The organism is Neobacillus rhizosphaerae (assembly GCF_937468385.1).
Taxonomy (GTDB): domain Bacteria; phylum Bacillota; class Bacilli; order Bacillales; family Cytobacillaceae; genus Neobacillus; species Neobacillus rhizosphaerae.
The window spans coordinates 51,137-75,925 of record NZ_CALBWS010000011.1 but is presented as its reverse complement, the minus strand read 5'-3'; the positions used below and the strand labels follow the sequence as shown (position 1 = coordinate 75,925).

Sequence of the window (24,789 nt, the reverse complement as noted above, 5' to 3'; positions counted from 1 at the left end):
GTGGTTATTTCCGCCAAACTTTGCATGGATTCCGACGAGTTCACCATTAATTCCGCGAAGTTCAAATTTTGTTCGGTTCACAACCCAAAACAGAGGCATTTTTTTAAAAATCCAACCCTATCGAGATATATTTCACTTCTAGAAACTCCTCGATTCCAAAATGACCACCTTCCCGGCCAAGACCACTCTCTTTATAGCCACCAAATGGAACTTGAACAGCTGAAGGTAAAGCATCATTAAGGCCAACAATTCCGTACTCGAGCTGTTCTGAGATTCTAAAGGAGCGACTCAAATTTTCCGTGAAAACATAGGCAGCCAGCCCATAACGGGAATTATTTGCCCGCTCAATCACTTCTTCCTCTGTTTTGAAAATTGAAATTGGAGCAAGCGGTCCAAAGATCTCGTCCTTCATGCATTCCATCTCATCATCGATATCGGTCAAAATCGTCGGAGCATAGAAATAGCCGTTCCCTTCAGCAGGTTTGAGCCCACTATAAGTAACCTTTCCACCCCTTTTTACTGCATCATGGACAAGGCCTTCTACTTTTTTATAAGCAGCTTTATCGATTAAAGGTCCAATATCGACTCCGTCCTCAAGTCCGTTGCCAACCTTAAGCTTTTCTAATTCCGCTTGAAAAAGCTTTGTGAATTCAGCAGCAATACCTTCTTGGACATAAACACGGTTCGTACAAATACAGGTTTGGCCGGCATTACGGAATTTTGATTGAACAAGTCCGACAGCTGCTTTGGCTAGATTCGCATCATCCATAACAATAAATGGAGCATTGCCACCCAGCTCAAGCGACACCTTTTTAACATTTTCTGCGGCACCGCGCATCAGTGTTTTTCCCACCTCAGTCGACCCTGTAAAAGTTATTTTTGTCACGCGCGGGTCCTTCAGCCAAGTTTCACCAATCTCAGAGGATCTGCCGGTAATGATATTTAACACACCGCTTGGGATCCCTGCTTCATGGGCAAGCTCTGCCATTTTTAAAGCGGTTAGCGGTGTCTGATTCGCTGGTTTTACGACACAAGTACACCCAGCTGCTAATGCAGGCGCGACTTTACGTGTAATCATTGCCGCCGGAAAATTCCAAGGAGTAATTGCCGCTACCACACCTACTGGTTCCTTCCGTACTAATATCCTTTTATTGGGATGGGATGCAGGAATCGTTTCACCATAAACCCGTTTTCCCTCTTCGGCATACCAGGAAATGAAACCATTAGCATACTGAACCTCCCCCAGTGCCTCCTTTAACGGTTTGCCTTGTTCCATTGTCATGATTTTAGCGATCTCATGTTTGTTTTCATCAATTAACTGATACCATTTCATTAGGAGTTGAAAGCGCTCGTCTGCTGTCTTTTTCGACCAAGTTTTGAAGGCCCTATGAGCAGCATCGACAGCCTGCTCCGCTTCATAGGCACCGCCAGTCGGTATCGCACCTAATACTTCCTTTGTTGCCGGATTGATAATTTCAGTTAAAACCTCATAATCATTTCCAACCCATTTTCCATCTAAATACATTGGATAGATTTGATACTTTTGTTTTATAACATCCACTTTATTTCCCCCCAACTGACATGGCAGAATCATTCAAGTATACTGCTTCCATGGCTTCCTCGAGGATTTGCAATCCTTCTTCAAGCTGATCATCGGTTATCGTCAATGGCATAAGCAAACGAATAACGTTTGAATAAAGACCGGCACTTAATAAAAGAAGCCCCCGCTCGCCTGCTGCTTTAACAATTTTTCCAACCGCTTCTTTATCAGGAGTTTTCAATTGCCTATCCTTCACAATTTCCATTGCGCACATTGCTCCAAGGCCGCGGACATCCCCAATAGAATCGAAACGGCCTGCGAGGAGCTGCATCTTTTCTATTACTCTAGCGCCGATCTTTCCCGCCCGTTCATTTAAGTTTTCTGTTTCGATAATATCCAAAACCGTCAGCGCGGCCCGACAGCCAAGCGGGCTTCCAGAATAGGTGCCGCCGATTTCGCCAACTTCTGGGGCTGTCATAATTTCCGCTCTGCCAATCACGCCGCTGATTGGGACACCAGCCCCCATTGATTTCGATATCGTAATTAAATCAGGAACGACACCAAAATGATCAATCGCGAAATATTTCCCTGTCCTGGCAAACCCCGTTTGAATTTCATCGGCAATAAACAAAATTCCGTACTGTGTACAGATTTCGCGAACTCTGTGAACAAAGGCGGTGTCAGGCACGATAAAACCGCCCTCCCCCTGTACTGGTTCCATCACAACCGCGGCAATGGTTTCGGGTGCGACCTCCGCAAGCAGGAACTGCTCAAATTGCTCAATGATCATTTTACTGTATTGCTGCTCACTCATTCCCTCCGGACGCCGGTAGACATATGGGTACGGCGCCTTGTAAACCTCCGGTGCGAAAGGGCCAAAGCCGAATTTGTATGGTTTAACCTTACTGGTCATCGTCATCGTCATTAACGTCCTGCCATGGAAGCCCCTAGTAAACGAGATAATTCCTTGCCGTTTCGTATATTTTCTGGCGATTTTCACTGCGTTTTCAACGGCTTCTGCACCGCTGTTAAATAAGGCAACCTGTTTAGGAAAGTCACCCGGAGCAAGCATGCAAAGCCTCTCGGCAAGATCGATATACGATTCATACATCATCACATTAAAGCCGGTGTGGATAAATTGACTGGCTTGTTCCTGAAGGGCCCTTACCACTCTCGGGTGTGAATGTCCAACGTTTACCGTTCCAATAGCACCAGCAAAATCAATATAAATATTACCGTCTACATCTTCGACTAGGGATCCCTTCGCTTTTTTAACAAAGGAATGGCAATTGTTGCTGATCCCCTTTATGACATATTGATTTCTTCGTTCCAACATTTTCTTCGATTCTGGCCCGGGTATCTCTGTCTGGAGCATTACATATTTCTTTTCCAATTTTTCCGCTCCCCCCTTTATAAATGCATACTGGAAAAATTAACTATTTATTCTTGTACCAGTTCTAAAACCTGTTTAAAGGTGTTGACCACCTTATCTACTTCTTCATAACTAATTGTCAGTGCCGGCTCGATTCGGATTGTTTTAGAATTAATGAGGGTTCCTGCTACAAGAACACCTCGATCAAACATTCCTTTTGATACTTCATATCCAATTTCATCCTGATGGAATTCGATCCCAATCATCAGCCCTTGGCCGCGAATCTCAACAACCTTATCCTCATGGCCTGCCGCCGCTTCCTTCAACTGCTTAAGGAAATATTCACCAACCACTGCCGCTCTTTCTGGTAAATTTTCTTCTATTAATACACCAATTGTGGCAATCGCCGCGGCACATGCTAAAGGATTGCCGCCGAAGGTTGTCGTATGCATGAACGGATTCGGGAACCAGCTCTTAAATACTTCTTCTCTTGCAACAATCGCTCCCGCCGGCATCACACCGCCACCAAATGCTTTGGCGAGACAGATAATATCTGGAACGACGTCATACAATTCTGCAGCAAACATTTTACCCGTACGTCCCATCCCTGTTTGCACTTCGTCAAAAATCAGCAGGGAACCGTATTGGTCACAAAGCTCACGAACCTGTTTTAAGTAATTTTCTGGTGGAAGTATAATTCCACCTTCACCTTGAATTGGCTCAAGAATGACAGCAGCCACATCTTCTCCTACTGAAGCGCATACTTCAAAGGTTTTTTTCATCATGTCGATATCACCAAATGGGACATGACGGAACCCTGGAATCAATGGTAGGAATGGCTTACGGAACATTCCTTTGGCCGTTCCGGACAATGATCCTAAGCTTTTTCCGTGGAACGCACGTGTTGTGGAAATAAACGTTGTTCGCTCGCTGTACATTTTCGCAAGCTTAAGCGCCGCCTCGACACTTTCTGTTCCACTGTTTGTAAAAAAGGCATATTTCAAATCACCAGGGGTAATATCAGCTAAGATTTTTGCCAGCATTGCCCGTAGCGGATCGAGTAGGTCTTGACTATGAAGGGCCTGGCGTTTTAATTGGTCCGTTACTGCTTTAACCACTTTTGGATTGCGGTGGCCCACATTATAAATACCGAAGCCGCCAAGGCAATCAATATACTCTTTACCATTGACATCCTTGAAGCAGGAACCATTATCCGACCATTCCACGGCAGCAAATTGGCCATCCTTTGTTACCGTTTTTCGATAAGCAAGAAATCCTGGGTTAACATGCTCACGGAAGCCATCGACGGTTTCTTTCGTAATCCAGGCAGCATCTTCTGCCGTTACTTGCTCTTTTTCTACTAAACTTAAAACCTTATTTATATATTCGCTTACATTTTGATTATGCTTACTCTTCAATTCTTGATTTATATCGATACTCATTATTTCGTTCCTCCTCGTCATGTATTAGTTTGAAAACCAACCTACCGGCTCCACCTGTAAATTGATATTAATCTGTTTAATCTCTTGGAACTCATCAAGACCAAACGTTCCAAGGCTGCGGCCAATACCACTTTGCTTATAGCCGCCCCATGGCGCTTCATTATACGTAGGATGATAGGCATTCACCCAGGTAATCCCTGCACGCAGTTTTTTAATCACCCGTAATCCTTTTGCGCCATCTTTCGTAAACACAGCTCCAGCCAGACCATAAACAGTTCCGTTAGCAAGCTTTAATGCTTCCTCTTCATCCTTAAACTTCTGGATAACGACAACTGGACCGAATATTTCCTCTTGAACGATTCTCATCTCTTGCTTCACATCAACAAAAACAGTTGGTTCAACAAAATATCCTTTTTCTAAGCCCGCACGAACAATACGGTTACCGCCGCTGGCAATCGTCGCCCCTTCCTGTTTGCCAAGCTCAATGTAATGGAGAACTTTTTCCAAATGTTGCTGGCTTACAAGTGGCCCCATCTCAGTAGCAGGGTCAACACCAGGTCCAACTTGAATTTTCCTGGCCCTTTCAACAAAATGCACGACGAATTGATCATAAATACTTTCTTCAACAAGAATTCTTGAACCAGCTGAACACACTTGGCCGGAGCCTGCATAAATACCGAATAAAGCATAATCGACTGCAGTTTCTAAATCGGCATCAGCAAAAATAATATTTGGTGATTTTCCACCTAACTCTAATGAAACCTTTTTCATCGTATCAGCCGCCGTCTTCATGATATGCTTCCCTGTTTTCGTTCCACCGGTAAACGAAACCATATCCACTTCCGGATGGGAAGCGATTTCATTTCCGACCACAGGACCAGCACCCATTACCATATTGGCGACTCCTTTTGGTAAGCCCACTTCTTCAAAAATTTCAAACAGCTTTTTCGGGGTAACAGGTGTCACCTCAGAAGGCTTAAATACAATTGTGTTTCCTGCCGCTAACGCAGGCGCGATTTTCCAAACACTCATTAACAGCGGATAATTCCAAGGTACAATTAGACCGCATACACCAACAGGCTCACGGACAACCATCGCCTGCATCGGATCGGCAACATGGTAGGTCTGGCCATCAGGCTTCGTAATTAATCCCGCATAGTAGCGGAAGCAAGCGGCCGCATCCCCGACATCATATCCAGCTTCTCTTAATGGTTTACCGTTATCCAGTGTTTCAAGCTGGGTTAACTCATCGGCATATTCATCAATTTTGTCTGCAATTTTCAATAAATAGGAGGCTCTTTCCTGAGCGGAAATACCGGACCAAACATCCTCTTCGAAAGCTCTCCGGGCTGCATAAATTGCCGAACGGGCATCCTCGACGGCCCCTTCAGGAGCATAGGCAATCACTTCTCCATTTGCCGGATTAATAACCGGGCGTGTTTCTTGTGTTTCAGCAGCCTTCCACTCGCCATCAATATACATTTTAAGGTTGATTACTCGACTTTTTACTTCGACCATTCTTCCATTCCTCCTTTTATATCCCCTCACTAACAAGTGATGCAAGAATCATGCCAATTACATAATATTGCTAGCTCAATATTTCTTTATGTATTTTTAAAAAAACTATTCATCTTTGCATAAGTCTATTTCTATATGCATATTGCACTTCAAAAAAAACTTTTCACAGAAAAAAACAAGATAACCACGTGTATATTACACTGGTTATCCTCATGAAGTGGAATGCTCACTTAGAAAACAATTGATAGTAAACCGATAAAAAACTATCATGAGCCTCAACTCCCAACCCCACCATGGAAATAAATTTAGAGAACAAGCCGTAGTCACCTAATAAAGGCGGTGAGAGCAGAGCTAGACTTCACATCTTTCGTCTAGTGAAATGGGTATTTCACTTTAACTGGTTAAAGTGATTCATTTTTGCGGCGCTCCGCCCCTTTTCCACAGAAAATGACATAAACCATTCTAATGGCTTATGTCATTTTTTACTTATTTCCGACTATCGGCTGATCGATTAAATCCGAATCTAGAACATTCGTTCCGCTAAATACGGTATTTGTAACGATAATTCCACCTGTGTTACTTCCACCAGAACCTTCAAACGTCTTGAAACTTTCTTTTGGTGACAAAAAGAGGGAATCTCCAAACTGGGCAACACCTCCACTCACGTTAACGATTTGGACTGGTCCTATAATCGCTGGCAATAAACACATCCCCTTCTATTAAGATATAAGATAATATATGTGTTTAGTCCTTTTCATGTTCATGGATAATATTCGGCAGAAGCTAACGTACGGGCTTCATCCTTACCTCTTTAACCTGTAGAATTGACGATGAGGAAACCACTAGCTAAGTGGGATTTACTCTTAAACTAAGAAAGCTACTTCAGATATCGAAATCTGAAGTAGCCTATCGTTAAGTAGTTGACCTATTCTCCAATTTCATATTTTTCTCAGTTACTATTTTTTGATATTTTCTGCTGACAGAGGATTGGCTGATTCCTAGTGCTTTGGCGGCTTTGGTGGTCGTTTTGTACTGATTCATCGCCATCAAAATCAGCTGTTCTTCCACATGATCAATGGCATCCTGCAATGGAATCACCCTTGTAATCACTGGCTTCATTTTTTTATGTTCATAGCCTAATGATAAAAATTGACTGACAAATTCGGCGTCAATCGCTGAATGGTCGGCGGTTACCACTAATCGTTCAATTATGTTTTGCAGTTCCCTTACATTTCCTGGCCATGAATAAAATTCGAGTACATTAACAGCATCGGGTGTTAAATGATAATTTCGTTCATATTTTTCATTCAGCTGTTGTAGGAAATGAAACGCCAGTAAGGAAATATCCTCTGTCCGTTCCCTAAGCGGTGGGATGTGAATGGGAATAACATGTAAGCGATAATATAAATCTTCGCGAAATTTTCCTTCTTCCACCATTTTTTCCAACCTTTTATTTGTAGCCGCGATAATTTGAACATTTATCCTAAATGTTGTTGTACTGCCGACAGGAATGACCTCCTGTTCCTGAAGGACACGGAGCAGTTTTACCTGCAGATGGGACGGCAGCTCACCGATTTCGTCTAAAAACAAAATTCCACCATCTGCCTGCTTGAAATATCCGATTTTTCCATTTTTATCAGCACCAGTAAATGCGCCCTTCGCATAGCCAAAAAGTTCACTTTCCAATAAATTCTCGGGAATCGCGCCACAATTTAATTTAAGAAACGGCCTATGTGAGCGCTTACCTAACTGGTGAATCGCTTGGGCAATCACCTCTTTTCCCACCCCTGATTCCCCATGGAGAAGAACCGTAGAGGAAAAGTCCGCAATTTTTTTTACCTGATTCATGATTTTTTCCATTTTTGGACTGCAGTATATCAGCTTTTTCAAAAAGCGGTCCTTACTTTTAAAATCATCTAATTCCTTTTTATATTGTTCGGATATTTTTCTCATTTCCTGCAGTTCGCTTTTTAACCTTGTGGTTTCGGTAATATCACGGGAGGCAATGATAATCCGGTCCAGTTCATTTTTTTCATTAAAAACAGGATTCCCAACGGCAAGGATTTTCCTTCCCGATCTCGTCTCTTGAACAACAGAAACCTTTTTCCTTTTTTCTAAAACAAGTCTTGTAACTGAGGGTGTAAAAAGCCCCTGGTCCTCAAGCTTTAGAATATTTTTTCCAATTAGCTCTTTTAAGTCCATCTTCCAAAAATCTTGAATAATATTGTCACTATACCTAATTAACTCCCCTTTCGCATTGACGACAAGAATTTCATCATAAATACTTGATAAAATCGCATTTAAATCCTTATTCAGGTCTTTTATATTTTCAATTTCCATTGCCATTTCTTCGACCATTGGCAAGTCCTGGGCTACGATGATAATTCCATCTACTTCACTATTATAATTTAGGATCGGACTGTAATCGACGAGGACTCCCATTTCGTTAGTTATTTCAAGATTATTTAGAAGCGTCTTTCCGGTTGCAAACACCTTGTCAATACGCTGGCCGCTAAAAATATTGCCAGCTGGAAAATTCAATACCTTTTCTGCAGTAGATCGAATCATTTTCAAACCAGCTTCATTGCAATTAATAATGCGTTTTTCCTTGTCCAATACAAAAATCCCCATGGGAATTGATGTAAGTAGGATTTTTAGCAAATCAACACTTTTATTCTCTTGCTTAAAAAGCTCAGCAAGGACGTCTTCTCTTCGTATGTATCCTGACGGGTTCCCCTCTTCATCTCTTATAATCGCAAAAGGTTCTCCGATAATTTGGAATAAGACGGGAAGGGAAATGTTCTGACCGAGATGACAAATGCTTTCAATCGGTTTAGCGTATTTTAGCAAAGCATCTTTTGCAAAATTTTCTTTCTCTAGTCTTTCTAGTAATTGACTATTTACCGCAATATAAGCAAATAATTGATTTTGTTTTTCTAAGAAAATAAAGGGTTCTTTCCATTTGTTAATAGTCGGCTTTAAAATTTCAGCATCCATTATGACCGATACAATTGGTTTTACTTTTTCGTTTGCAACAGAAAACATCGTTTCATCCCCCTAAATTCTTCCTATCCTAATACTATCACTTTATTTTGAATTTTATAAATAAAATGTCATTAAAAAAAGAAGATGTGGTGGGTCCATCTTCTTTTTCTACATATTTAAATGAAATACTTCCGCCATTACGTAGGTTTTGTAACAAGTGAATACCCGATACCTGGATAGGTGCTAATAATACTCGCAATATTCGTGCATCCTGTATCCTTGAGTTTTTTCCGAATTCGCGCAATGGCAACGCGTAGATACTCCACTTCATTTCTGTACTCTGCGCCCCAAACCGAAACAAGTATCTGTTCGTGGCTGACGACTTTATCTGCATAGAGAGCCAGCTGTTCTAAAATCAAATATTCCGTGTTTGTAAAGTGCATTTCCTTTTCTCCTACAAATACTCTTTTTTGGGCAAGATTAATGTCAATGTTCCCTACAGAAACCTTCTTATTTTCATATATGGTTTGATCTAAATGAGCTGTTCTACGTAAAACTGCCTTTACTCTGGCAAATAATTCATCAAGTGAAAATGGTTTTGTTAAATAGTCATCAGCCCCAAGCTCAAAGCCTTCAATTAAATCATTCGAATTGCTCCGGGCAGTAAGAATAATCACGGGAACGTTGGAAAATTTCCTCAATCTCTCTAAAACTGTAAACCCATCCATGTTTGGCATCATGATATCCAACAGGACTAAATCAAGCTCATGGAGATCAAAATTATTAAGAAATTGTTCACCATCTGAGAATGTAACAATTTTATACCCTAAAGAGAGTAAATTTGCCTTAATAAACCTGACAATTTTTGGCTCATCGTCTATGATTGCTATTCTATGACTCATCTTGATCACCATGACCTTTCGAAACAATTGGAAGCTTCAATGTGAAAATGCTTCCCTTTCCGGGTTCACTTTCGACTAATATGTCTCCATCATGCTCTCGCATTAATCCAATGCAAATGGATAGTCCGAGACCTGTCCCGCCTGTTTTCCGTTGCGGAGAATTGTCGACCCTAAAAAAACGGTCAAATATTTTTTTACTATCTTTCGTTGAAATACCAATTCCATTATCTTTAACATGAATATAAACATATTGGTAATCGAAAGTTACAGTAATGATCACTTTTTTCTCCGGTGAGTCATTGTGAACAATTCCATTCATTATTAAGTTAAGGAGCACTTGTTGAAGACGTTTCCTATCTCCATAAAGTAAGGGTATTTCTTCAGCATTATTTTCTACATAGTGGACTTTATTACTTTCTATGATTTCTTGAGGGAGTTGATCCAGCGCGTTAGCAATTAACTGAAACACTGGAAAGAATCCTTTATTTAGAGACATTGTACCCACTTCAATTTTCTTTATATCAAACCAAACTGAAAGTAAATCCTGCAAATGCAAAATATCTTCATGAATCCCCTGTAATAGCTCTTGCTTAAAATTCTCATCCCAATTCGCATCTTGCCGCATTAATGTTTCAACACTGCCGCGAATACTCGTTATCGGTGTCTTAAATTCATGGCTTGCGATCGTAATTAAATTAGTCTTCAGTTGATCAATCTCTGCTTCTTTCGTAATATCACGCAGCAAATATCCATTACCAATAAAATCTGTTTCCGTGCAAACGCTAAACTTGTTTAACGTGAAATATTTTATCCGGTTGCTCTGCTTAATACTAAACTTTATATCAATTTCTTCTGAATTAATAAGCTCATCAACATTGTCTATCGGAGGATCAGTCACCTGTTGTAAGAATTGGATTAAATCACATTCAGTTTTCAGATTGACTTTTCTATTTTCATTAAAAAGACGATTATTAAAAAATTCATTTTGATATACTATTTGCTTATTATTATCAACCAAAATAATACCCTCTGACATACTTTTTAATACTGCATTAAGTTGAGCATGTCTGTTTTTATATTTCTCATAATAGATTTTATTTTTTAGACTACCTTCAATATCAGAATATTCCATTATTTTTATCCTTCCTCCCATTTTGAATTTGGAAGTCCTATACTAGTGCAATTATAGCATTTTTTTAACAAGGAATAGAACAAAGCCCCTATATGCTTGCTACATATAGGGGCGTATATTTGGGTATTAGGGAAGGATTTTACTACTCATTACAACAGTTACACATAAATCTATTCTAACTATCTGTTAATCTTAACTGTTTTTGTTGTTTCTACTGTTACTTTTCCACTCTTAATCACAAACAATCTTATTGGAAGATCGATGACTGCATTCGTAACTGATTCTGTATCAAGCAAGACTAAATTAGCTTTTTTGCCAACTTCAATTCCGTAATCATCTAAACCAAGGGCTTTTGCCGGATTAGTCGTAATCATTGGCAATACCGTTGGAAGGTCTGCTGCACCGCCAAGATGTGCTGCTGGAATGGCAAGCATTGCTGTTTGAATAACGTCACCAGTACCATACGGAGTGAACGGGTTACGAATATTATTCGTAGCAATACACATATTTACTCCACCATCACGTAAAGCACGAACAGGTGTTAAAGTACGGCGAACATTGTATTCATCATGACGACCGCCTAAGTGAAGGTCAGTTGCCGGTAAGCTCATGACATTGATTTGTGCTTCTGCCATCTTTTTAATAATTGGTTCTAAACGTTCCTTTGGTAATGCACCCAGTGCAGTTAAATGGCCGACCGATACTCGTCCGACAAAGCCTTCTGCAATCGTTTTATCGCAAACATATTCAATCGTGATTCCATCTGCATCATCTTTAAAGTCTTGATGAAAGTCAATTGGTTTGTTGTATTTTTTCGCGATTTCGAATACTAGATCAATATGCTTGTCCCAAGGTGTATCATTATAAGGGATACCACCAACTACGTCGGCACCCATCTCCATTGCTTTATACATCATTTCTTCTGTACCAGGAGCTTTTAGAATACCTTCTTGTGGGAATGCAACGACTTGCATATCAACAAGATCTTTATATTTTTCTTTTAAACCCATAACCACTTCAAATCCAGTCATTCCTTGTGAAGGGTCAAATTCTGAATGTGTACGAATGTTTGTAACACCATTCATAATGAGCATTTCTAGTGTACGCTCAGCACGGTCAATAATATCTTCTCTTGTAAAAGTCGGTTTTAATTGAGCAGTAACAGAAAGTGCTTCTTGCAATGTGCCTGACTTGTTTGGAAGTCTGTCAGCGATAAGTGCTTTATCTAAATGGATGTGGCTTTCAATAAGACCTGGGATTAAAACCTTTCCATTTGCCTCAATGACACGAGCTGCATCAGACTCAATGTTATTTTCAATCGCAACAATTTTACCGTCTTTAATTGCGATATCCTTTAATTCTTGTCCTTCTTGAAGCTTCGCTTTTTTAATTAAAATATCCATTCTGTTAAACCTCCAAAAAGATTTTTTTAAAGTGAACTCGCAACTGACATGCCCTAAGGCCCTATTAGTTGCGAGTCCACATATCCACTAGCTTGTATGAATTAAGCTACTTTTCCAAAAAAGAATGAGATAACAAGCAGAATAACCATTGCTCCGCCAACCCATTTTGCATTACCTTTAACAACTTGGATAATTGGAATTTGGAATCCTGCAGATAATGCTTGCATCGTAATGTTTACAAAGCTTAGTTGGCTTCCTAGCCCAACGCCCATCGCTACGAATCCAAAGGCAACTGGTGAAAATCCGAGTGAAACAGCCACTGGTAATACTAGACCAAGAATCGATCCAACGTAAGCACCTGCTGGAATCCCAACAAGAATCCCTGCTAAAACAGCTGCAGGAACAACGATAGCAGAAGGTGCACTTTGTGCGATTCCTGCAATTACTTTAAAGGCTCCAGTGTCGCCAATGATATTGATAAATGATAGGAAAATACCTACTGCAAATAAACTTTTTAAAATATAAGTAGAGCCATCAACCATTGCCTCAACGGATTGATTGACATTAAATTTCGTACAAACAAAGATTAAAACAAGTGTAATGACTGTATAAACTAAAGGAGTAATAATTGGTGATCCTACTGCTTTGTTAATAAAAGGTCCAATAATAACAGCTGATAATAGGAAAATTACAGGAATCGTAACTTTAAAAATTTGAGCATTTGTCATGCCAGCGAATTCTGCGCTTTCTTCGCCCTTAAAGATAACTTTACGTTTCTTCGCACCATAAAAACCGATGGCAATCGCTAGAAGGACAAAGCCAAGCCAAAATAATCTCATTTCCGAAACATACTGGTCAACTGGAATTCCGGAAAGTTTCGACACAATTCCCGATTCAAGTGATGCAGGAGATGTTGTAAAAGAAACTGCTGCTGCAATGGACATAGCAGCAATTAATTCAGGAATCGCTCCCACTGCTGCGAAAGCTAGTGGTGCAATAACCATGGCACTACCGCCACCGATACCGGACATATATGTTGCTGCAGCTTGTAAAATAACAATAAATACAGCGAAATATTCAACCTTGCCTTTAATTGCTCGACGAACTAATGTCAGTGCTGCCGTATAACCACCTGATTTAAAAACAGCCATCGCAATTGCGGAGTTAATAATTGGTACAGTAATGGAGAGCATAGTTGGAATTGTTTTAATGAACTGTTCATTAGCTTGTGCTAGGCCAACTCCACCAATGATCATCGCCAAGGCGCCACCTACAAACCCTGCTGCTACCATGTCCACTTTCATAAATAAAAGCGCAAGTATTACAATTAATGGAATAATAACTACAAAAGCGTAGAATCCGTGAGGAGTTTTCACTTCTGAAAGTTGATCTGCTGCAAATACTTGAGCACCTGAAATAAGCATGAATAATAAGGATGCTATCATTGCAAATATATTTCTCTTTTTCATGTCTTGTCTCCTTTAGACATATTTTCTGGGGATTGGTTTATAAAACTACTCGTGTACCTGTTTTGCCTAATAGTGCATCTTGAAGCTTGTCAATCGATGTAATAATGACGTTTTTTCCGCCTTTATTTAAAAACATAATGGCTGCTTCTATTTTTGGACCCATGCTGCCTTTTGGAAAATGTCCTTCTTCCATATAACGAAGTGCATCATCGACTGACATTTCTAAAAGATTTTGTTGATTTGGCGTTCCAAAATGAATGGCAACCTGTTCAACACCGGTCAAGATAAATAAATAATCTGCATTGATTTCAGCAGCCAAGAGAGCGCTAGCAAAATCCTTATCAATGACTGCTTCTACACCCACAAGCATTCCGTTTTCTTCTACAACAGGGATTCCTCCCCCACCAGCTGTAATAACGGTAATGTCTTTTTCAAGTAATGCTTCAATGGCCTCTTTTTCAACAATTTTGATTGGCTTTGGAGATGCCACAACACGTCTGTATCCTCTACCACTGTCTTCAACAAAAGTAAGGTTTTCCACTTTAAGGATTTCTTCCATTTCTTCTTTTGAATAAAATGGTCCAATTGGCTTAGTAAGCGTTTCAAAGGCAGGATCGTCTTTTGAAACTATTGACTGTGTAACAACTGTTGCTACAGTTTTTTCAATTTTACGTTCTACCATTTTATTTCTAAATGCTTGTTGAATTAAATATCCCAAGTTCCCTTGAGTTTCTGCGTCACAAACATCTAAAGGATAAGCCGGAACCACTGTTTCAGCCAGTTTGGATTTAATTAATGTATTACCCACTTGTGGACCATTTCCATGAGTGATGACAACAGTGTTCCCCTGTTCGATTAATCCAAGTACAGGTTCACAACTTTCATAAATATTTTGTTGCTGTTCCTCAATGGTACCCTTTTGTCCTTCTTTGATGATTGCATTTCCTCCGATAGCAAGGACAATTTTACTCACAATAACACCTCATTGTTTCATATATATTAGATAGACTATCTACTTATAGTTTAGGGATAGAAAACACTATTATCAAATTAACAAACCGTAAAAAAATAATGCGTTTTCATAAAAAAAGATTAAAAAAACATAACAAAATACTTTTAGGTCATGTCGAAGCATCGTAAAAACCTTATTATTTCGCGATTTCTCTTAATCACGTAACATTAAAGAAATCAATTAAGAAATGTCAAAAAAATTTCATATCCTTTATTTCGGGTGCCGAATAATTCTTCACTGCGACTTGGAGAGCTTGTTTATTATTCAAAAAATTGGTTATATGCTAACATTCCTACAAGAATTCCAAATAATGTATCCAAACCAGAACTATGCCCCACCCCAAGTAATCGATCGAATGCAGCTTCGGAAAGCCAAGGCTTATTAGAGCCGATTGAATTTATTACGTCAGTAACTGTCGAACTAAACTCATTCTTCAGTGCATATCGCAAATATTCCTTACTCACGTCAGTTGTAATCGGTTCCTTTTCAACCAATTTGGATAATTCCTCATAAAAAGCAACTGAAATAAAATTTGTGATAGAAGCAAATGCAAGTAACCCAACCATTAGATCATCACCTGAAGGGGTTAGTCCTTTCCCTCTCCCAAGAAAAAAGCGGAGTGTCTTCTCTATAAGAGAGTGGTCGTTCGTCAAAACAACATCCATCAGCCCTAGTATATATTGTTCTCCTTCTGACCAATTTTCATCGGAAACCCTATCATACTTGCTTAAAAATTCATTGATATAAATATCCAACCCAGTCGGCTGACCATTTGTGATTAACAATTCTTTAAGATTAGTTAATTTATCTTTATAGAAAACATTTTTAGAAACAGGAAATATATCATTTTTAAATCTGCTGCCTTTTTCCAAGCTTAATGACATTTCTGAGAATATTAGTGATGCTGTATCCTTATCCCAGAAAACGCTTTCATTGCTTTTAATAAGCATTACAGCTCTCGATGTATCAATAGGAGTGAGATGGATCCCAAATGGAAGCAAGCCGTTCTTCTTATTACCAATAAAAATTAAGGAGTCCCCCATTTTAATATTAAAGCCATTTGCAAAAATACTATGAACTTGTCCAATGTTTTTTTCACAAAGAAGAAGGGGAATAAGATAACTATATTCCCCTCCAAAAAGTGTATATTTAATCATTTACAATGCCTCAATGAGACCAAGCTTTACTGCATAAGCTTCAATTGCCTTTTCAAAGCATGCTAATGGTGCACGAACAGTACCAGCACCGATTTGACCTACACCTGCTTCTTTGTGAGCAATTCCTGTGTTAATCACTGGTTCAATTCCTGTTTCAACAACCTTCCTTGCATCAATACCAAGGCATGCACCTTGGAAATCCCAAGTCGGAATCGTAAAGTTAGGGTTTTGGTCGATACAAATTTCCATCATATCATTGCTTGTTCTTAGGGCGTCGTCAAAGCCACCCGCACCAACAAAACGTGTTACACCTGGGGCAGCAACCATTGCAAATCCGCCTACTCCAAAGGTTTCTGTAATCGCACTGTCTCCCATGTCTGGACTAGCCATTTCTTGAGTGTAGCCAGTGAAGAATAAGCCTTGCGGTGTATTTACTGGTGCGGTAAACCATTGGTCACCCATACCACTAATCCGGATTCCAAATTCATATCCATTCCGGCACATAGCTGTTACAACGGTACCGTGTTGGATCGTTCTAGATGCGTCCATAACAGCCTTACTAGTAGCCATCGCAATATTTAAGAAAAATTGATCTGTATCAGCAAGGAATTTAACAACCTCTTGCTTATCCTTTTCAGATACATCTGTTTGTAAAATAAACGGTGCAATTTCTTTTAAGAAAATTAGGGACGCAGCGATGTTACGTTGGTGGAATTCGTCACCCATTGTAATCGCTTTGGCAATCATAACGTTGATGTTTAGTCCATCACCTTTTACTTTAAGTGCCTTAGAGATAGTAGGGGCGAGAACATCTCTCATCCATGCAAGGCGATTTGTCACCTCTTCAGAATAAGCACCGAAACGTAGGACCTTACCAATACCTTCATTCATTGTACAATAAGCAGTGTTGCTCTGTTCACGGTTTTCAACAACAACAACAGGCATACTACCTGAAGTGATACCACCCATTGGTCCAACTGCATTTACATGGTGACATGGAATAAATTCCACCTCGCCATTTTTAAGCATGACAGTTGCCTCATCAGCGTTTGCTGCCCATCCTTCAAAAAGAACAGCTCCAATACATGAACCCTGCATAGGGCTAGGCATGTTATCCCACTTAATTGGTGGACCTGCATGGAGCAGGACTTTCCCGTTTAATTCCTCAATAACTGATTTAGCTGGAACAACATCTACTAAAAAAGGGGCACCGGCAACAATTTTATCGATTACCGCTCTATTTGCTTCATCAATTGTATTATAAGTTCCGTACATTTTGCTTTCCTCCAGATTTTATTTTCTTTGTTAAAATCGCCAGCTTGAATTATCTTTCACAAAGTTTAACGAAGCACAGCTAAGATTTTACGCATTCTTTCATTTCCACCTGCAACTGGACGCCAGTCGAACTGAACAACCGTACCGCCATTTTCAGTAATGGCATTCGTAAATTTCTTCAAACCAACGTTAATAACACTTGGTTTTTCGTTTAATAATTTTTCGATTGCAGGAGAAACTGTGAGATCTTGTTTTTCATAGACTTTGCTAGCAGGTTTCATTTCTTTATCTGCTTCTTTTAAATCAATACCGAGCATTGCAAGTGCTGTACGAACAGCTTGGTTGTTGCTATCTCGTAGGATGACACCAGCTTTTGCAAGCTTATTTTTTTGATCTTGGTAACCTTGTGGATCTTGCTCTGTTCCACAAACCGTTCCAACAAAGTAAATATTTCTGCCGTTTTTCTTTGATTCGTTTTGGATCTTTTCAATAGCTGGGATTAATTCACTAGCCATATCATCATGAGATCCATAACCAAGAACAACATCAAAAAGGATAATAGCAGTCTTTTCATCCTGCGCAGCTGTTTCAAAATATTGAACCCTTGTTTCAGGGTCAATCATTGGATGCGGTTTTCCTTGTGTGTAAATATCATCGCCAAGGTCAGCAACTTCAAAGCCGTTAACTTTTAGTAAGTAGCCCTCTTCTGCATGTTCGGACTTTCCTAGACCGAAAGCTCTACTGATAAGAGTAGCTGCTTCATACCCAAGTGTACCGCCTGAATAGAGACCTTTGATCGTTGTTTGCTCTGGTTTCAAGTCTGCAGCTGGCACATCGGAAGTAAGAATATTATAGTTTGCTTTAATAGGATTGCCCTTTGCAAGATCAACAGCAATAGCAGCTGTTTCTTCAAGCGTATTTGCATAGTGGACATTTCCTTCATGTGAATGTGGAGCTTCTCCTAGGAAAATAGCAACTACTGGTTTTGATAAACCTTGAAGTAAGTTAACAACTTGGTCACGTACATCTTTTGCTGGTGGCTTAGAAATAATAGCAATAACTTCTGACTGTTTGTGTACTTCCAATCCTTTAATTGCGTCCATCATGGTAATTGCACCAATCGTTTCAGACAGATCACGACCACCAGTTCCGATAGCATGGCTTACGCCTCCACCGATGCGATCGATAATTGTAGACACTTCTTGAATACCTGTACCAGAAGCTCCAACAATACCAATATTTCCTTGCTTCACAATATTTGCAAAAGCCATTGGCACCCCAGTTTGGATCCCTGTACCACAGTCAGGACCCATGACAAGCAGACCTTTTTCGTGAGCTTTCTGTTTAATACGAAGTTCATCTTCAATTTTTACGTTATCACTGAAAATAAAGGCGTGTAATCCGTTATCAATCGCTTTTTCAGCCTCTTCTGCAGCATATTGACCTGGAACTGAAATAATCGCCATATTTGCATTAGGTAGTGCTTTAAGCGCTTTATCCCAAGTACGTACTGATTCAAATTCCTGCTTTGTGTTGCTGATTGCTTGATTTTTTAAATAATTATCAACTTCATCAAGTACTTCTTGAATTTTGTCTTCCGAGTCAGTATCAACAACAATACACATATCGTTTGCTGCAGCTTTTTCTAATTCCTCTGTATGAAGACCTGCGGTTTTAAAAATATCCTTATTGGCCGGGGTTCCCATCATAATTTGAACTTTATTTACACCGTCCATTGTTGATATCTTATTTGTGAGAAGCATTAGGTTAACGGAATCCTGGTAGGAGTTTTCTTTAATAATGGTATAAAGCATTATTTTATGCACCTCTTTTATTAGTAATTGTTTTTCCGTTTTTCAGGAAACGGATGAGTTCAGTTCTTTTCAATCCAATGGTAAAGGTTTTCCCCTTGCAATGTAATAAAAAATCCGGTTGAGTCATTAAAAATTCGTTAAACTTTTCAAATCTAGTTTTTTCATTTTAATTCAGTATGATACATTAGATAATACTGACTATTTCTAATTATTAAGACTGTAAATTAATACCATTATGATAAGGTAACAAATAGAATAATCCCATCATTATCGTTCAAAATTTGTATAAGAAATATATTTATGTGCCTATCATTTTTAGAAAGAGTGTGTGAATCACAAAGATGAAAACAACGATTGTCTACAAAAGAGAAGAAAGTTTTGAGATTAATGCAGATTTTTATTCTGTTTCCCCAAAAAATAACCCGGTTGTTGTCTACATTCACGGTGGCGGCCTGTTCTGGGGTTCAAGAGAGGATATGAAGAAAGAGCAGATTGAGCTTTATCTTTCCGCTGGTTTTAATGTTTTCTCTATTGATTACCGATTAGCACCAGAATCAAAACTACCTGATATTAAATCCGATATCGCTGACGCCCTTTACTGGCTCGAGAACGAAGGCCCTAAGGAATTTGACTATGATCCAAGAAGAATTGCGGTGATTGGAAGTTCAGCTGGTGCTTACCTTGCCCTTTTATCTGGGACGTTGATGAACAAACCAAAGGCAATTGTTTCGTTCTACGGTTATGGGGATATTACTGGGGACTGGGCAACTAAGCCTAGCTCCCACTATCAAAGTCTAACAGCCGTCCCTAAAGAGCTGGCAAAAATGCTCGTCTCGAACAAGGTTATTACTGTGGGTCCGATTGAGAAACGATATGCTATTTACATGTATGCTAGACAGCAAGGAGTTTGGATTGAGGAAATAAGCGGTTTAAACCCGAGGATGAAGAAGCAAGAGCTTTCCCAGTATTGTCCACTTCATTCTGTAAGTTCTCATTTTCCTCCAACTATACTCTTGCATGGGACCATGGATGAGGATGTCCCATATGAGCAATCTGTTCTGATGTCCGAGGCATTACATAAGGCTGGAGTAGAGAATCAATTCATTACAATTCCCAATGGCAAGCATGTGTTTGACGAGGATTGGCAAAACCCAGTTGTCAAATATGCCTTTGAGGAAGTCATTAAATTTTTGCATAAACATCTTGGTTAAACAATGTCTTGAACTAACTTCACCCCCTGTTTTGCTAATTGACAATTATCAGTTCTTGTAAAAAGAAGCAAAAGATATGAAAGCCAAAAAAAACAGTGAACTCCATTTTTTGGGAATTCACTGCTTTTTGTATAAAAATCTATTTTCTTGGCATGCTATTATTATTATTTCGCGAAACGGTGGTTACCGATTGTTACCGTTACTTCACGAGAAAAAATCCATTTACTTACTGCTGTGTTTGGATTATAGAAGAACAACGAGCCATTACCTTGACCCTTAAATGCCAATGCTTCATTTACCGCTTGTCTTGATGCCGCATCTGATGGTTGATTAATGGCACCGTTTTGGACTGGGGTGAAAGCGTAATGACCATTAGACTTTTCATAAACAACACTATTGATAGTATTTGGGAAATCAGGGCTCGCAACACGGTTTAAAATAACAGTGGCAACTGCGACCTTACCTGCGTATGGCTCACCTTTAGCCTCTGCATGAACAAGACGGGCCATCAAGTCTTTTTCTGCAGCAGTAACAGTAGTATTTGGGATTACTAGATTTGTTCCTGCATAAAGTAGACTGCCTGTTGCATTGTTTGCGTTTAATAGACTATTAACAGGGACTCCGTATTTCGTTGCAATTTTCCAATAAGTTTCCCCAGATTGAACCTTATGAGTTGTCGTTGCCGCTTCTGACTTTCCATTTAAAGTGAAGGCAGACATTGATAATATTAATCCAGTTGCAATCACTAGTTTTTTTAATTTATCCATTTTATTACCTCCAAGTTGTGTGTCCGTTTCTCTATTAATAAGGCTATCAGTTGTAACACTCTTATTCATTCCCCAATAAATGGTAAGTCACAAATAACTGAAGTCCTGCCCAATATGAAAGGCTTCCTCTACTAAAAGGGAATAATATCCATTTCTATTTTTATACCAATAAATCACTCCAATGGATGGTTCAGGACCCTTTATTACAAATTGTTTCACTCGAGTAACACCGGAAAAGCGAAATACCCCGTTAAATCATGATAAAAAAATGACTTTCACCAAATTGACAACAAATTCCTTCATTTCATACAGGATTTCACTTAAAACTTGGGTAATATATAAATGATACTATTTAGGAGGTTATCTCATGGAAAATCAATTAGTCAGCGTACTTAACAAACAAATTGCGAATTGGTCTGTCTTGTATATGAAGTTACATAACTATCATTGGTATGTGAAAGGCGGGCAATTTTTTACATTACACGCCAAATTTGAAGAATTTTATAATGAGGCAGGACTTCATGTTGATGAATTGGCTGAACGCTTACTAGCTATCGGTGGCGAACCTGTCGCTACCATGAAAGAATGCCTTGAAATTTCATCGATTAAAGAAGCTTCTGGAAACGAATCTGCTGAGCAAATGGTTCAGTCCGTCATTGATGATTTCTCCATTATCATTGGTGAATTAAAAGAAGGCATGAGCTTTGCAGGGGAAATGAATGATGAAACAACCGGAGATATGCTGCTTGCGATTCATTCTGGCTTAGAGAAGCATGTTTGGATGCTTACTGCATTCCTTGGAAAAACAATTTAATTTTCTATTTGCTAAAGTCCAACTATTTGTTGGACTTTTTAGCAGCATTTAAATTATAATAATTATTAAAAAGTATTAACTTTTATTTAGTCATCAAATTATTTATAATACTAAATAAATTTACTAAACTGGAGGTTTGCTAACATGTCCAAGCATGAAGTTATTGTTTATAGCAGCACAGGCTGCCCCTATTGCGAAAAAGTAAAATCATTTTTAAAGGATCATGGAATTGAATTTGAAGAACGTAACGCTTCCATACATAAGGAATATTTTGATCAATTAAAAGAACGGAAAATTTATGGAACGCCAGCAACACTTATTAATGGAAAGCTAGTATTAGGTTTTCAGGAGAAAAAATTTAATAACCTGCTTGGGCTTTCGGAAAATGAACCAATCATTGCAAATCCTCCACAAGCTGAAATTACTGAGGAAAATCCAGATGGTATTTTTCAACCAGTTAATCAAAAGGTATTGGAAGACGTTTATGATTTCGTCACTATTGGCGGCGGTCCTGCTGGTGCTTCCGCTGCTGTTTACGCTGCACGCGGAAAATTAAAAACACTCGTCATTGATAAAGCACCTAAAGCTGGAACGCTAGCGATTACCCATAAGATAGCAAACTATCCAGGTGTGCGCGAAGAATTAACTGGCCTTGAGCTGTTAACAAGAATGCAGGCCCAGGCAAAAGACTTTGGGGCCGAATTCGTACGTTCAACCGTCCTTTCCGTTGATTTTGCAGATGAAATCAAAAAGATTGAACTGGCCGAGGGTACTATTAAAGCAAAAAGTGTCTTTATTGGGGTTGGAGCTAAAGCACCATCGAGCAAGATTAATGGGGAAGAAGAATTTACCGGTCGTGGTGTAAGCTATTGTTCAACCTGCGATGCTGCCTTCTATCAAGACCAGGTTGTCGCCGTTGTTGGTGATAATGATGAGGCTATCCATGAGGCTGAAACACTGACAAAGTATTGTAAAACAGTAAAACTGTTAATCCCAACTGAATTAAAAGGCGACGTCGACCTTTCGGCGTTACAAAATAATCCAAAGGTTGAAATCTATAAACGTCACCGTGTTAGAGAAATCATTGGGACTGACAGTGTTGAGAAAATTGTCATTCTAAATGATAAACGAGAAGAAGAAATTTGGACCATCGATGGTATTTTCTTATATCTTGGCGGGATGAAGCCTGGCACAGATTTCTTAAAAGGGGCAGTTATGCGAGATGAAGAGGGATATGTCATGGTCGATGAACTCCTGCGTACAAATATAGATGGTGTTTTTGCCGGTGGTGATGCCAGAAGAACGCCGATTAAGCAAGCCGTTATATCTGCTGCAGATGGGGCTATTGCCGCTTTAAGTGCCGAGCAACACGTTAATAAACGCTCAAAACTACGCCCGCAATATAGTTAAACTGGAGAATTCACAATAAAAAATATAAACTGGGTATCTCATATTTTGAGATACCCTCAGGCTGTCGAAAAACCTTCGACAGCCTTTATTTTTAAGCTGCTTTAACATTTCACCGACGTTAATTTGTTAAAATATTATTAATGCAACATGTCTGTTGATTTGCGCTCCAGGCGCTTCGCTTTCCGCGGGCGTGCCGGGGAGCCTCCTCGGCGCTAATGCGCGCCTGTGGGGTCTCCCCTGCCCCGTACTCCCGCAGGAGTCTTCGCGCCTTCCGCTCCAATCAACAGGTGCTAATTCAATAGATTAAAGAATTAAGCGGGCTTAACAAGGAAAACTTTCCCCAAATTGCTTTTACATGGGACACTGCACAAAGGTAACTACCTATTAACTTATACTTTGCCATTGTCAAAGTCTGTCGTAAATTGTACAATTTTACTAAAATAGAGGTTCTAAAGCGAAAATCGAAAGGACCATCAGGAGGAATTGCTGTGAATAGATTCATTCTTCTTATACTGACCGTTTTAATTCTTTCTGCCTGTACGCCAAAAGCATATACAGAGAGTATGGATGCAGGAAAAGCTGCACTACAAAAAGGAAACTATTCAGAGGCTGCAGCTAAATTTGAAAATGCTATGAAAGAAAAAGATACTGTTGAGGTGAAGGATTATCTTCTAGCTGCTTTAAGGATGCAGGAAAGTCTTAAACTCTATCACAAGGGTGATTTTGATGCCGCGATTAATTCATTAAACGCTTTGCTACATAACAAAGTGGCAAAAGAAAAAATCAACCAACAGGCTACTGCTCTACTAAAGGAAATCCAAGAAGCGAAATCACTTGAGAATTCGTTAAATGAAAGAATGATAAAGGGGAAAACACTTTTAGAGCAAAATCAGTTTGACCAAGCAATCGAAGTGTTTAAAGAAGTCTCCCAAACAATCGGCAATCCAGAGAATGCCTCGATTGAAAAATTGACGAATGAGGCTTCCCAGCTTGTTATCGAAACATCAAACAAGAAAAAAGTGGCAGACCAAGAAAAAAAGAAACAAGACGAAGCAAAAAAGCAAGAGAATGCTAAGGAAAAAAAGAAGGATGCAAACGAAACTCTCTCCCATTCACAAGCGGAAGATCTGGTAAGAAAGCATCTTGGACTTCAAGCTGACCAAAATGTAAAAGTTGTGTATGACCATGATGCTGACAATGGCGACTACATAATACACGTCTATGAATTTGTTGTCGATAATTCAAGTACCGGCGAAGGACATACTACAACATTGGACTGGTATGGTGTGAACAAAAATACGAAAGCAATTTATGATGCAATGGAATAATCAGAAAAGCGGAAGCGCCCCCGTTTAGCGGCGAATCAATTAATATTAAAGGGCTTCCTCATTTATGGAAGCCCTTTATGGTATCAAAAATTGAGGAGGAACTCTTTTACAAATAAACAAAATACTCTAACAAAAGAATTAACAGCTCCGTAGCATAAAGCCAAGCCCAGGATAGGTTACGATGTATTCCTCTTTTTCTTGAAGTAGTTCCTTCATTTTTCTGCGGTTCCTAGCAATA

The 24,789-nt window shown here is 39.4% G+C and carries 19 protein-coding genes; 4 read left to right on the top strand and 15 right to left on the bottom strand.

Going from position 1 to position 24,789, the window contains the following annotated elements; genetic code table 11:
* Window positions 1-103 precede the first annotated feature (103 nt).
* From M5A78_RS10480 to fdrA, 14 genes are all read right to left on the bottom strand, one after another.
* Window positions 104-1,525, bottom strand: a complete 1,422-nt coding sequence (locus M5A78_RS10480; RefSeq protein WP_248735261.1) for an NAD-dependent succinate-semialdehyde dehydrogenase — start codon at window positions 1,523-1,525, stop codon at window positions 104-106.
* A gap of 37 nt (window positions 1,526-1,562) precedes the next feature.
* The gene (gabT, locus tag M5A78_RS10475) at window positions 1,563-2,915 is read right to left on the bottom strand and encodes a 4-aminobutyrate--2-oxoglutarate transaminase (protein WP_248735260.1); all 1,353 of its coding nucleotides are present in this window, start codon (window positions 2,913-2,915) and stop codon (window positions 1,563-1,565) included.
* A gap of 65 nt (window positions 2,916-2,980) precedes the next feature.
* Window positions 2,981-4,354, bottom strand: coding sequence for a putrescine aminotransferase (locus tag M5A78_RS10470; protein WP_248735219.1), 1,374 nt, complete (start codon window positions 4,352-4,354; stop codon window positions 2,981-2,983).
* Window positions 4,355-4,378: 24 nt separating this feature from the next.
* Window positions 4,379-5,872, bottom strand: a complete 1,494-nt coding sequence (locus M5A78_RS10465; RefSeq protein ID WP_248735218.1) for an aldehyde dehydrogenase family protein — start codon at window positions 5,870-5,872, stop codon at window positions 4,379-4,381.
* 482 nt (window positions 5,873-6,354) lie between these two features.
* Window positions 6,355-6,573 carry a spore germination protein gene (locus tag M5A78_RS10460; protein ID WP_248735217.1) on the bottom strand — a complete coding sequence of 73 codons (219 nt, stop codon included), beginning with the start codon at window positions 6,571-6,573 and terminating at the stop codon, window positions 6,355-6,357.
* A 211-nt stretch (window positions 6,574-6,784) separates the two neighbouring features.
* Window positions 6,785-8,917 carry a sigma 54-interacting transcriptional regulator gene (locus M5A78_RS10455; RefSeq protein WP_248735216.1) on the bottom strand — a complete coding sequence of 711 codons (2,133 nt, stop codon included), beginning with the start codon at window positions 8,915-8,917 and terminating at the stop codon, window positions 6,785-6,787.
* 137 nt (window positions 8,918-9,054) lie between these two features.
* Window positions 9,055-9,759: a response regulator transcription factor gene (locus tag M5A78_RS10450; protein ID WP_248735215.1), complete on the bottom strand. Its 705-nt coding sequence runs from the start codon at window positions 9,757-9,759 to the stop codon at window positions 9,055-9,057.
* Window positions 9,749-10,891: a sensor histidine kinase gene (locus M5A78_RS10445; RefSeq protein ID WP_248735214.1), complete on the bottom strand. Its 1,143-nt coding sequence runs from the start codon at window positions 10,889-10,891 to the stop codon at window positions 9,749-9,751. Before M5A78_RS10445 ends, M5A78_RS10450 begins: the two co-directional genes overlap by 11 nt.
* A 179-nt stretch (window positions 10,892-11,070) precedes the next feature.
* Window positions 11,071-12,294: an amidohydrolase family protein gene (locus M5A78_RS10440; protein WP_248735213.1), complete on the bottom strand. Its 1,224-nt coding sequence runs from the start codon at window positions 12,292-12,294 to the stop codon at window positions 11,071-11,073.
* Between the two features lie 101 nt (window positions 12,295-12,395).
* A complete protein-coding gene (locus tag M5A78_RS10435) occupies window positions 12,396-13,763 on the bottom strand; it encodes a citrate transporter (protein ID WP_248735212.1) in 1,368 nt (455 codons plus the stop codon).
* Between the two features lie 37 nt (window positions 13,764-13,800).
* A complete protein-coding gene (gene arcC / locus M5A78_RS10430; protein ID WP_319942279.1) occupies window positions 13,801-14,736 on the bottom strand; it encodes a carbamate kinase in 936 nt (311 codons plus the stop codon).
* A 299-nt stretch (window positions 14,737-15,035) separates the two neighbouring features.
* Complete coding sequence (locus tag M5A78_RS10425) at window positions 15,036-15,932, bottom strand: DUF2877 domain-containing protein (RefSeq protein ID WP_248735211.1); 897 nt, start codon at window positions 15,930-15,932, stop codon at window positions 15,036-15,038.
* The gene (locus tag M5A78_RS10420; RefSeq protein ID WP_248735210.1) at window positions 15,933-17,207 is read right to left on the bottom strand and encodes a YlbE family protein; all 1,275 of its coding nucleotides are present in this window, start codon (window positions 17,205-17,207) and stop codon (window positions 15,933-15,935) included.
* A gap of 65 nt (window positions 17,208-17,272) precedes the next feature.
* Complete coding sequence (gene fdrA, locus M5A78_RS10415) at window positions 17,273-19,021, bottom strand: acyl-CoA synthetase FdrA (protein ID WP_248735209.1); 1,749 nt, start codon at window positions 19,019-19,021, stop codon at window positions 17,273-17,275.
* 341 nt (window positions 19,022-19,362) lie between these two features.
* Here fdrA and M5A78_RS10410 point away from each other — a divergent pair, with 341 nt between their 5' ends.
* Complete coding sequence (locus tag M5A78_RS10410; protein ID WP_248735208.1) at window positions 19,363-20,232, top strand: alpha/beta hydrolase; 870 nt, start codon at window positions 19,363-19,365, stop codon at window positions 20,230-20,232.
* A gap of 164 nt (window positions 20,233-20,396) precedes the next feature.
* Here the strand turns inward: M5A78_RS10410 and M5A78_RS10405 are convergent, their stop codons facing one another.
* On the bottom strand, window positions 20,397-20,999 hold the full coding sequence (locus M5A78_RS10405; RefSeq protein ID WP_248735207.1) for a cell wall hydrolase: 603 nt from the start codon (window positions 20,997-20,999) through the stop codon (window positions 20,397-20,399).
* Between the two features lie 367 nt (window positions 21,000-21,366).
* Here M5A78_RS10405 and M5A78_RS10400 point away from each other — a divergent pair, with 367 nt between their 5' ends.
* From M5A78_RS10400 to M5A78_RS10390, 3 genes are all read left to right on the top strand, one after another.
* Window positions 21,367-21,813 carry a Dps family protein gene (locus M5A78_RS10400; protein ID WP_248735206.1) on the top strand — a complete coding sequence of 149 codons (447 nt, stop codon included), beginning with the start codon at window positions 21,367-21,369 and terminating at the stop codon, window positions 21,811-21,813.
* A gap of 144 nt (window positions 21,814-21,957) precedes the next feature.
* Window positions 21,958-23,223 (top strand): FAD-dependent oxidoreductase, encoded by a 1,266-nt coding sequence (locus M5A78_RS10395; RefSeq protein WP_248735205.1) that lies wholly within the window; start codon window positions 21,958-21,960, stop codon window positions 23,221-23,223.
* Window positions 23,224-23,711: 488 nt separating this feature from the next.
* Window positions 23,712-24,551, top strand: coding sequence for a hypothetical protein (locus M5A78_RS10390; protein ID WP_248735204.1), 840 nt, complete (start codon window positions 23,712-23,714; stop codon window positions 24,549-24,551).
* Window positions 24,552-24,789 lie beyond the last annotated feature (238 nt).

Excerpts from the sequence above, each read along its gene's own strand:
- M5A78_RS10425 (WP_248735211.1), bottom strand. The coding sequence starts at position 15,932 with ATGATTAAATATACACTTTTTGGAGGGGAATATAGTTATCTTATTCCC.
- M5A78_RS10410 (WP_248735208.1), top strand. The coding sequence starts at position 19,363 with ATGAAAACAACGATTGTCTACAAAAGAGAAGAAAGTTTTGAGATTAAT.
- M5A78_RS10480 (WP_248735261.1), bottom strand. The coding sequence starts at position 1,525 with ATGTATTTAGATGGAAAATGGGTTGGAAATGATTATGAGGTTTTAACT.
- M5A78_RS10405 (WP_248735207.1), bottom strand. The coding sequence starts at position 20,999 with ATGGATAAATTAAAAAAACTAGTGATTGCAACTGGATTAATATTATCA.
- M5A78_RS10420 (WP_248735210.1), bottom strand. The coding sequence starts at position 17,207 with ATGTACGGAACTTATAATACAATTGATGAAGCAAATAGAGCGGTAATC.
- M5A78_RS10465 (WP_248735218.1), bottom strand. The coding sequence starts at position 5,872 with ATGGTCGAAGTAAAAAGTCGAGTAATCAACCTTAAAATGTATATTGAT.
- fdrA (WP_248735209.1), bottom strand. The coding sequence starts at position 19,021 with ATGCTTTATACCATTATTAAAGAAAACTCCTACCAGGATTCCGTTAAC.
- M5A78_RS10395 (WP_248735205.1), top strand. The coding sequence starts at position 21,958 with ATGTCCAAGCATGAAGTTATTGTTTATAGCAGCACAGGCTGCCCCTAT.
- M5A78_RS10455 (WP_248735216.1), bottom strand. The coding sequence starts at position 8,917 with ATGTTTTCTGTTGCAAACGAAAAAGTAAAACCAATTGTATCGGTCATA.
- M5A78_RS10435 (WP_248735212.1), bottom strand. The coding sequence starts at position 13,763 with ATGAAAAAGAGAAATATATTTGCAATGATAGCATCCTTATTATTCATG.
- M5A78_RS10440 (WP_248735213.1), bottom strand. The coding sequence starts at position 12,294 with ATGGATATTTTAATTAAAAAAGCGAAGCTTCAAGAAGGACAAGAATTA.
- M5A78_RS10445 (WP_248735214.1), bottom strand. The coding sequence starts at position 10,891 with ATGGAATATTCTGATATTGAAGGTAGTCTAAAAAATAAAATCTATTAT.
- M5A78_RS10400 (WP_248735206.1), top strand. The coding sequence starts at position 21,367 with ATGGAAAATCAATTAGTCAGCGTACTTAACAAACAAATTGCGAATTGG.
- M5A78_RS10470 (WP_248735219.1), bottom strand. The coding sequence starts at position 4,354 with ATGAGTATCGATATAAATCAAGAATTGAAGAGTAAGCATAATCAAAAT.
- M5A78_RS10450 (WP_248735215.1), bottom strand. The coding sequence starts at position 9,759 with ATGAGTCATAGAATAGCAATCATAGACGATGAGCCAAAAATTGTCAGG.
- gabT (WP_248735260.1), bottom strand. The coding sequence starts at position 2,915 with ATGCTCCAGACAGAGATACCCGGGCCAGAATCGAAGAAAATGTTGGAA.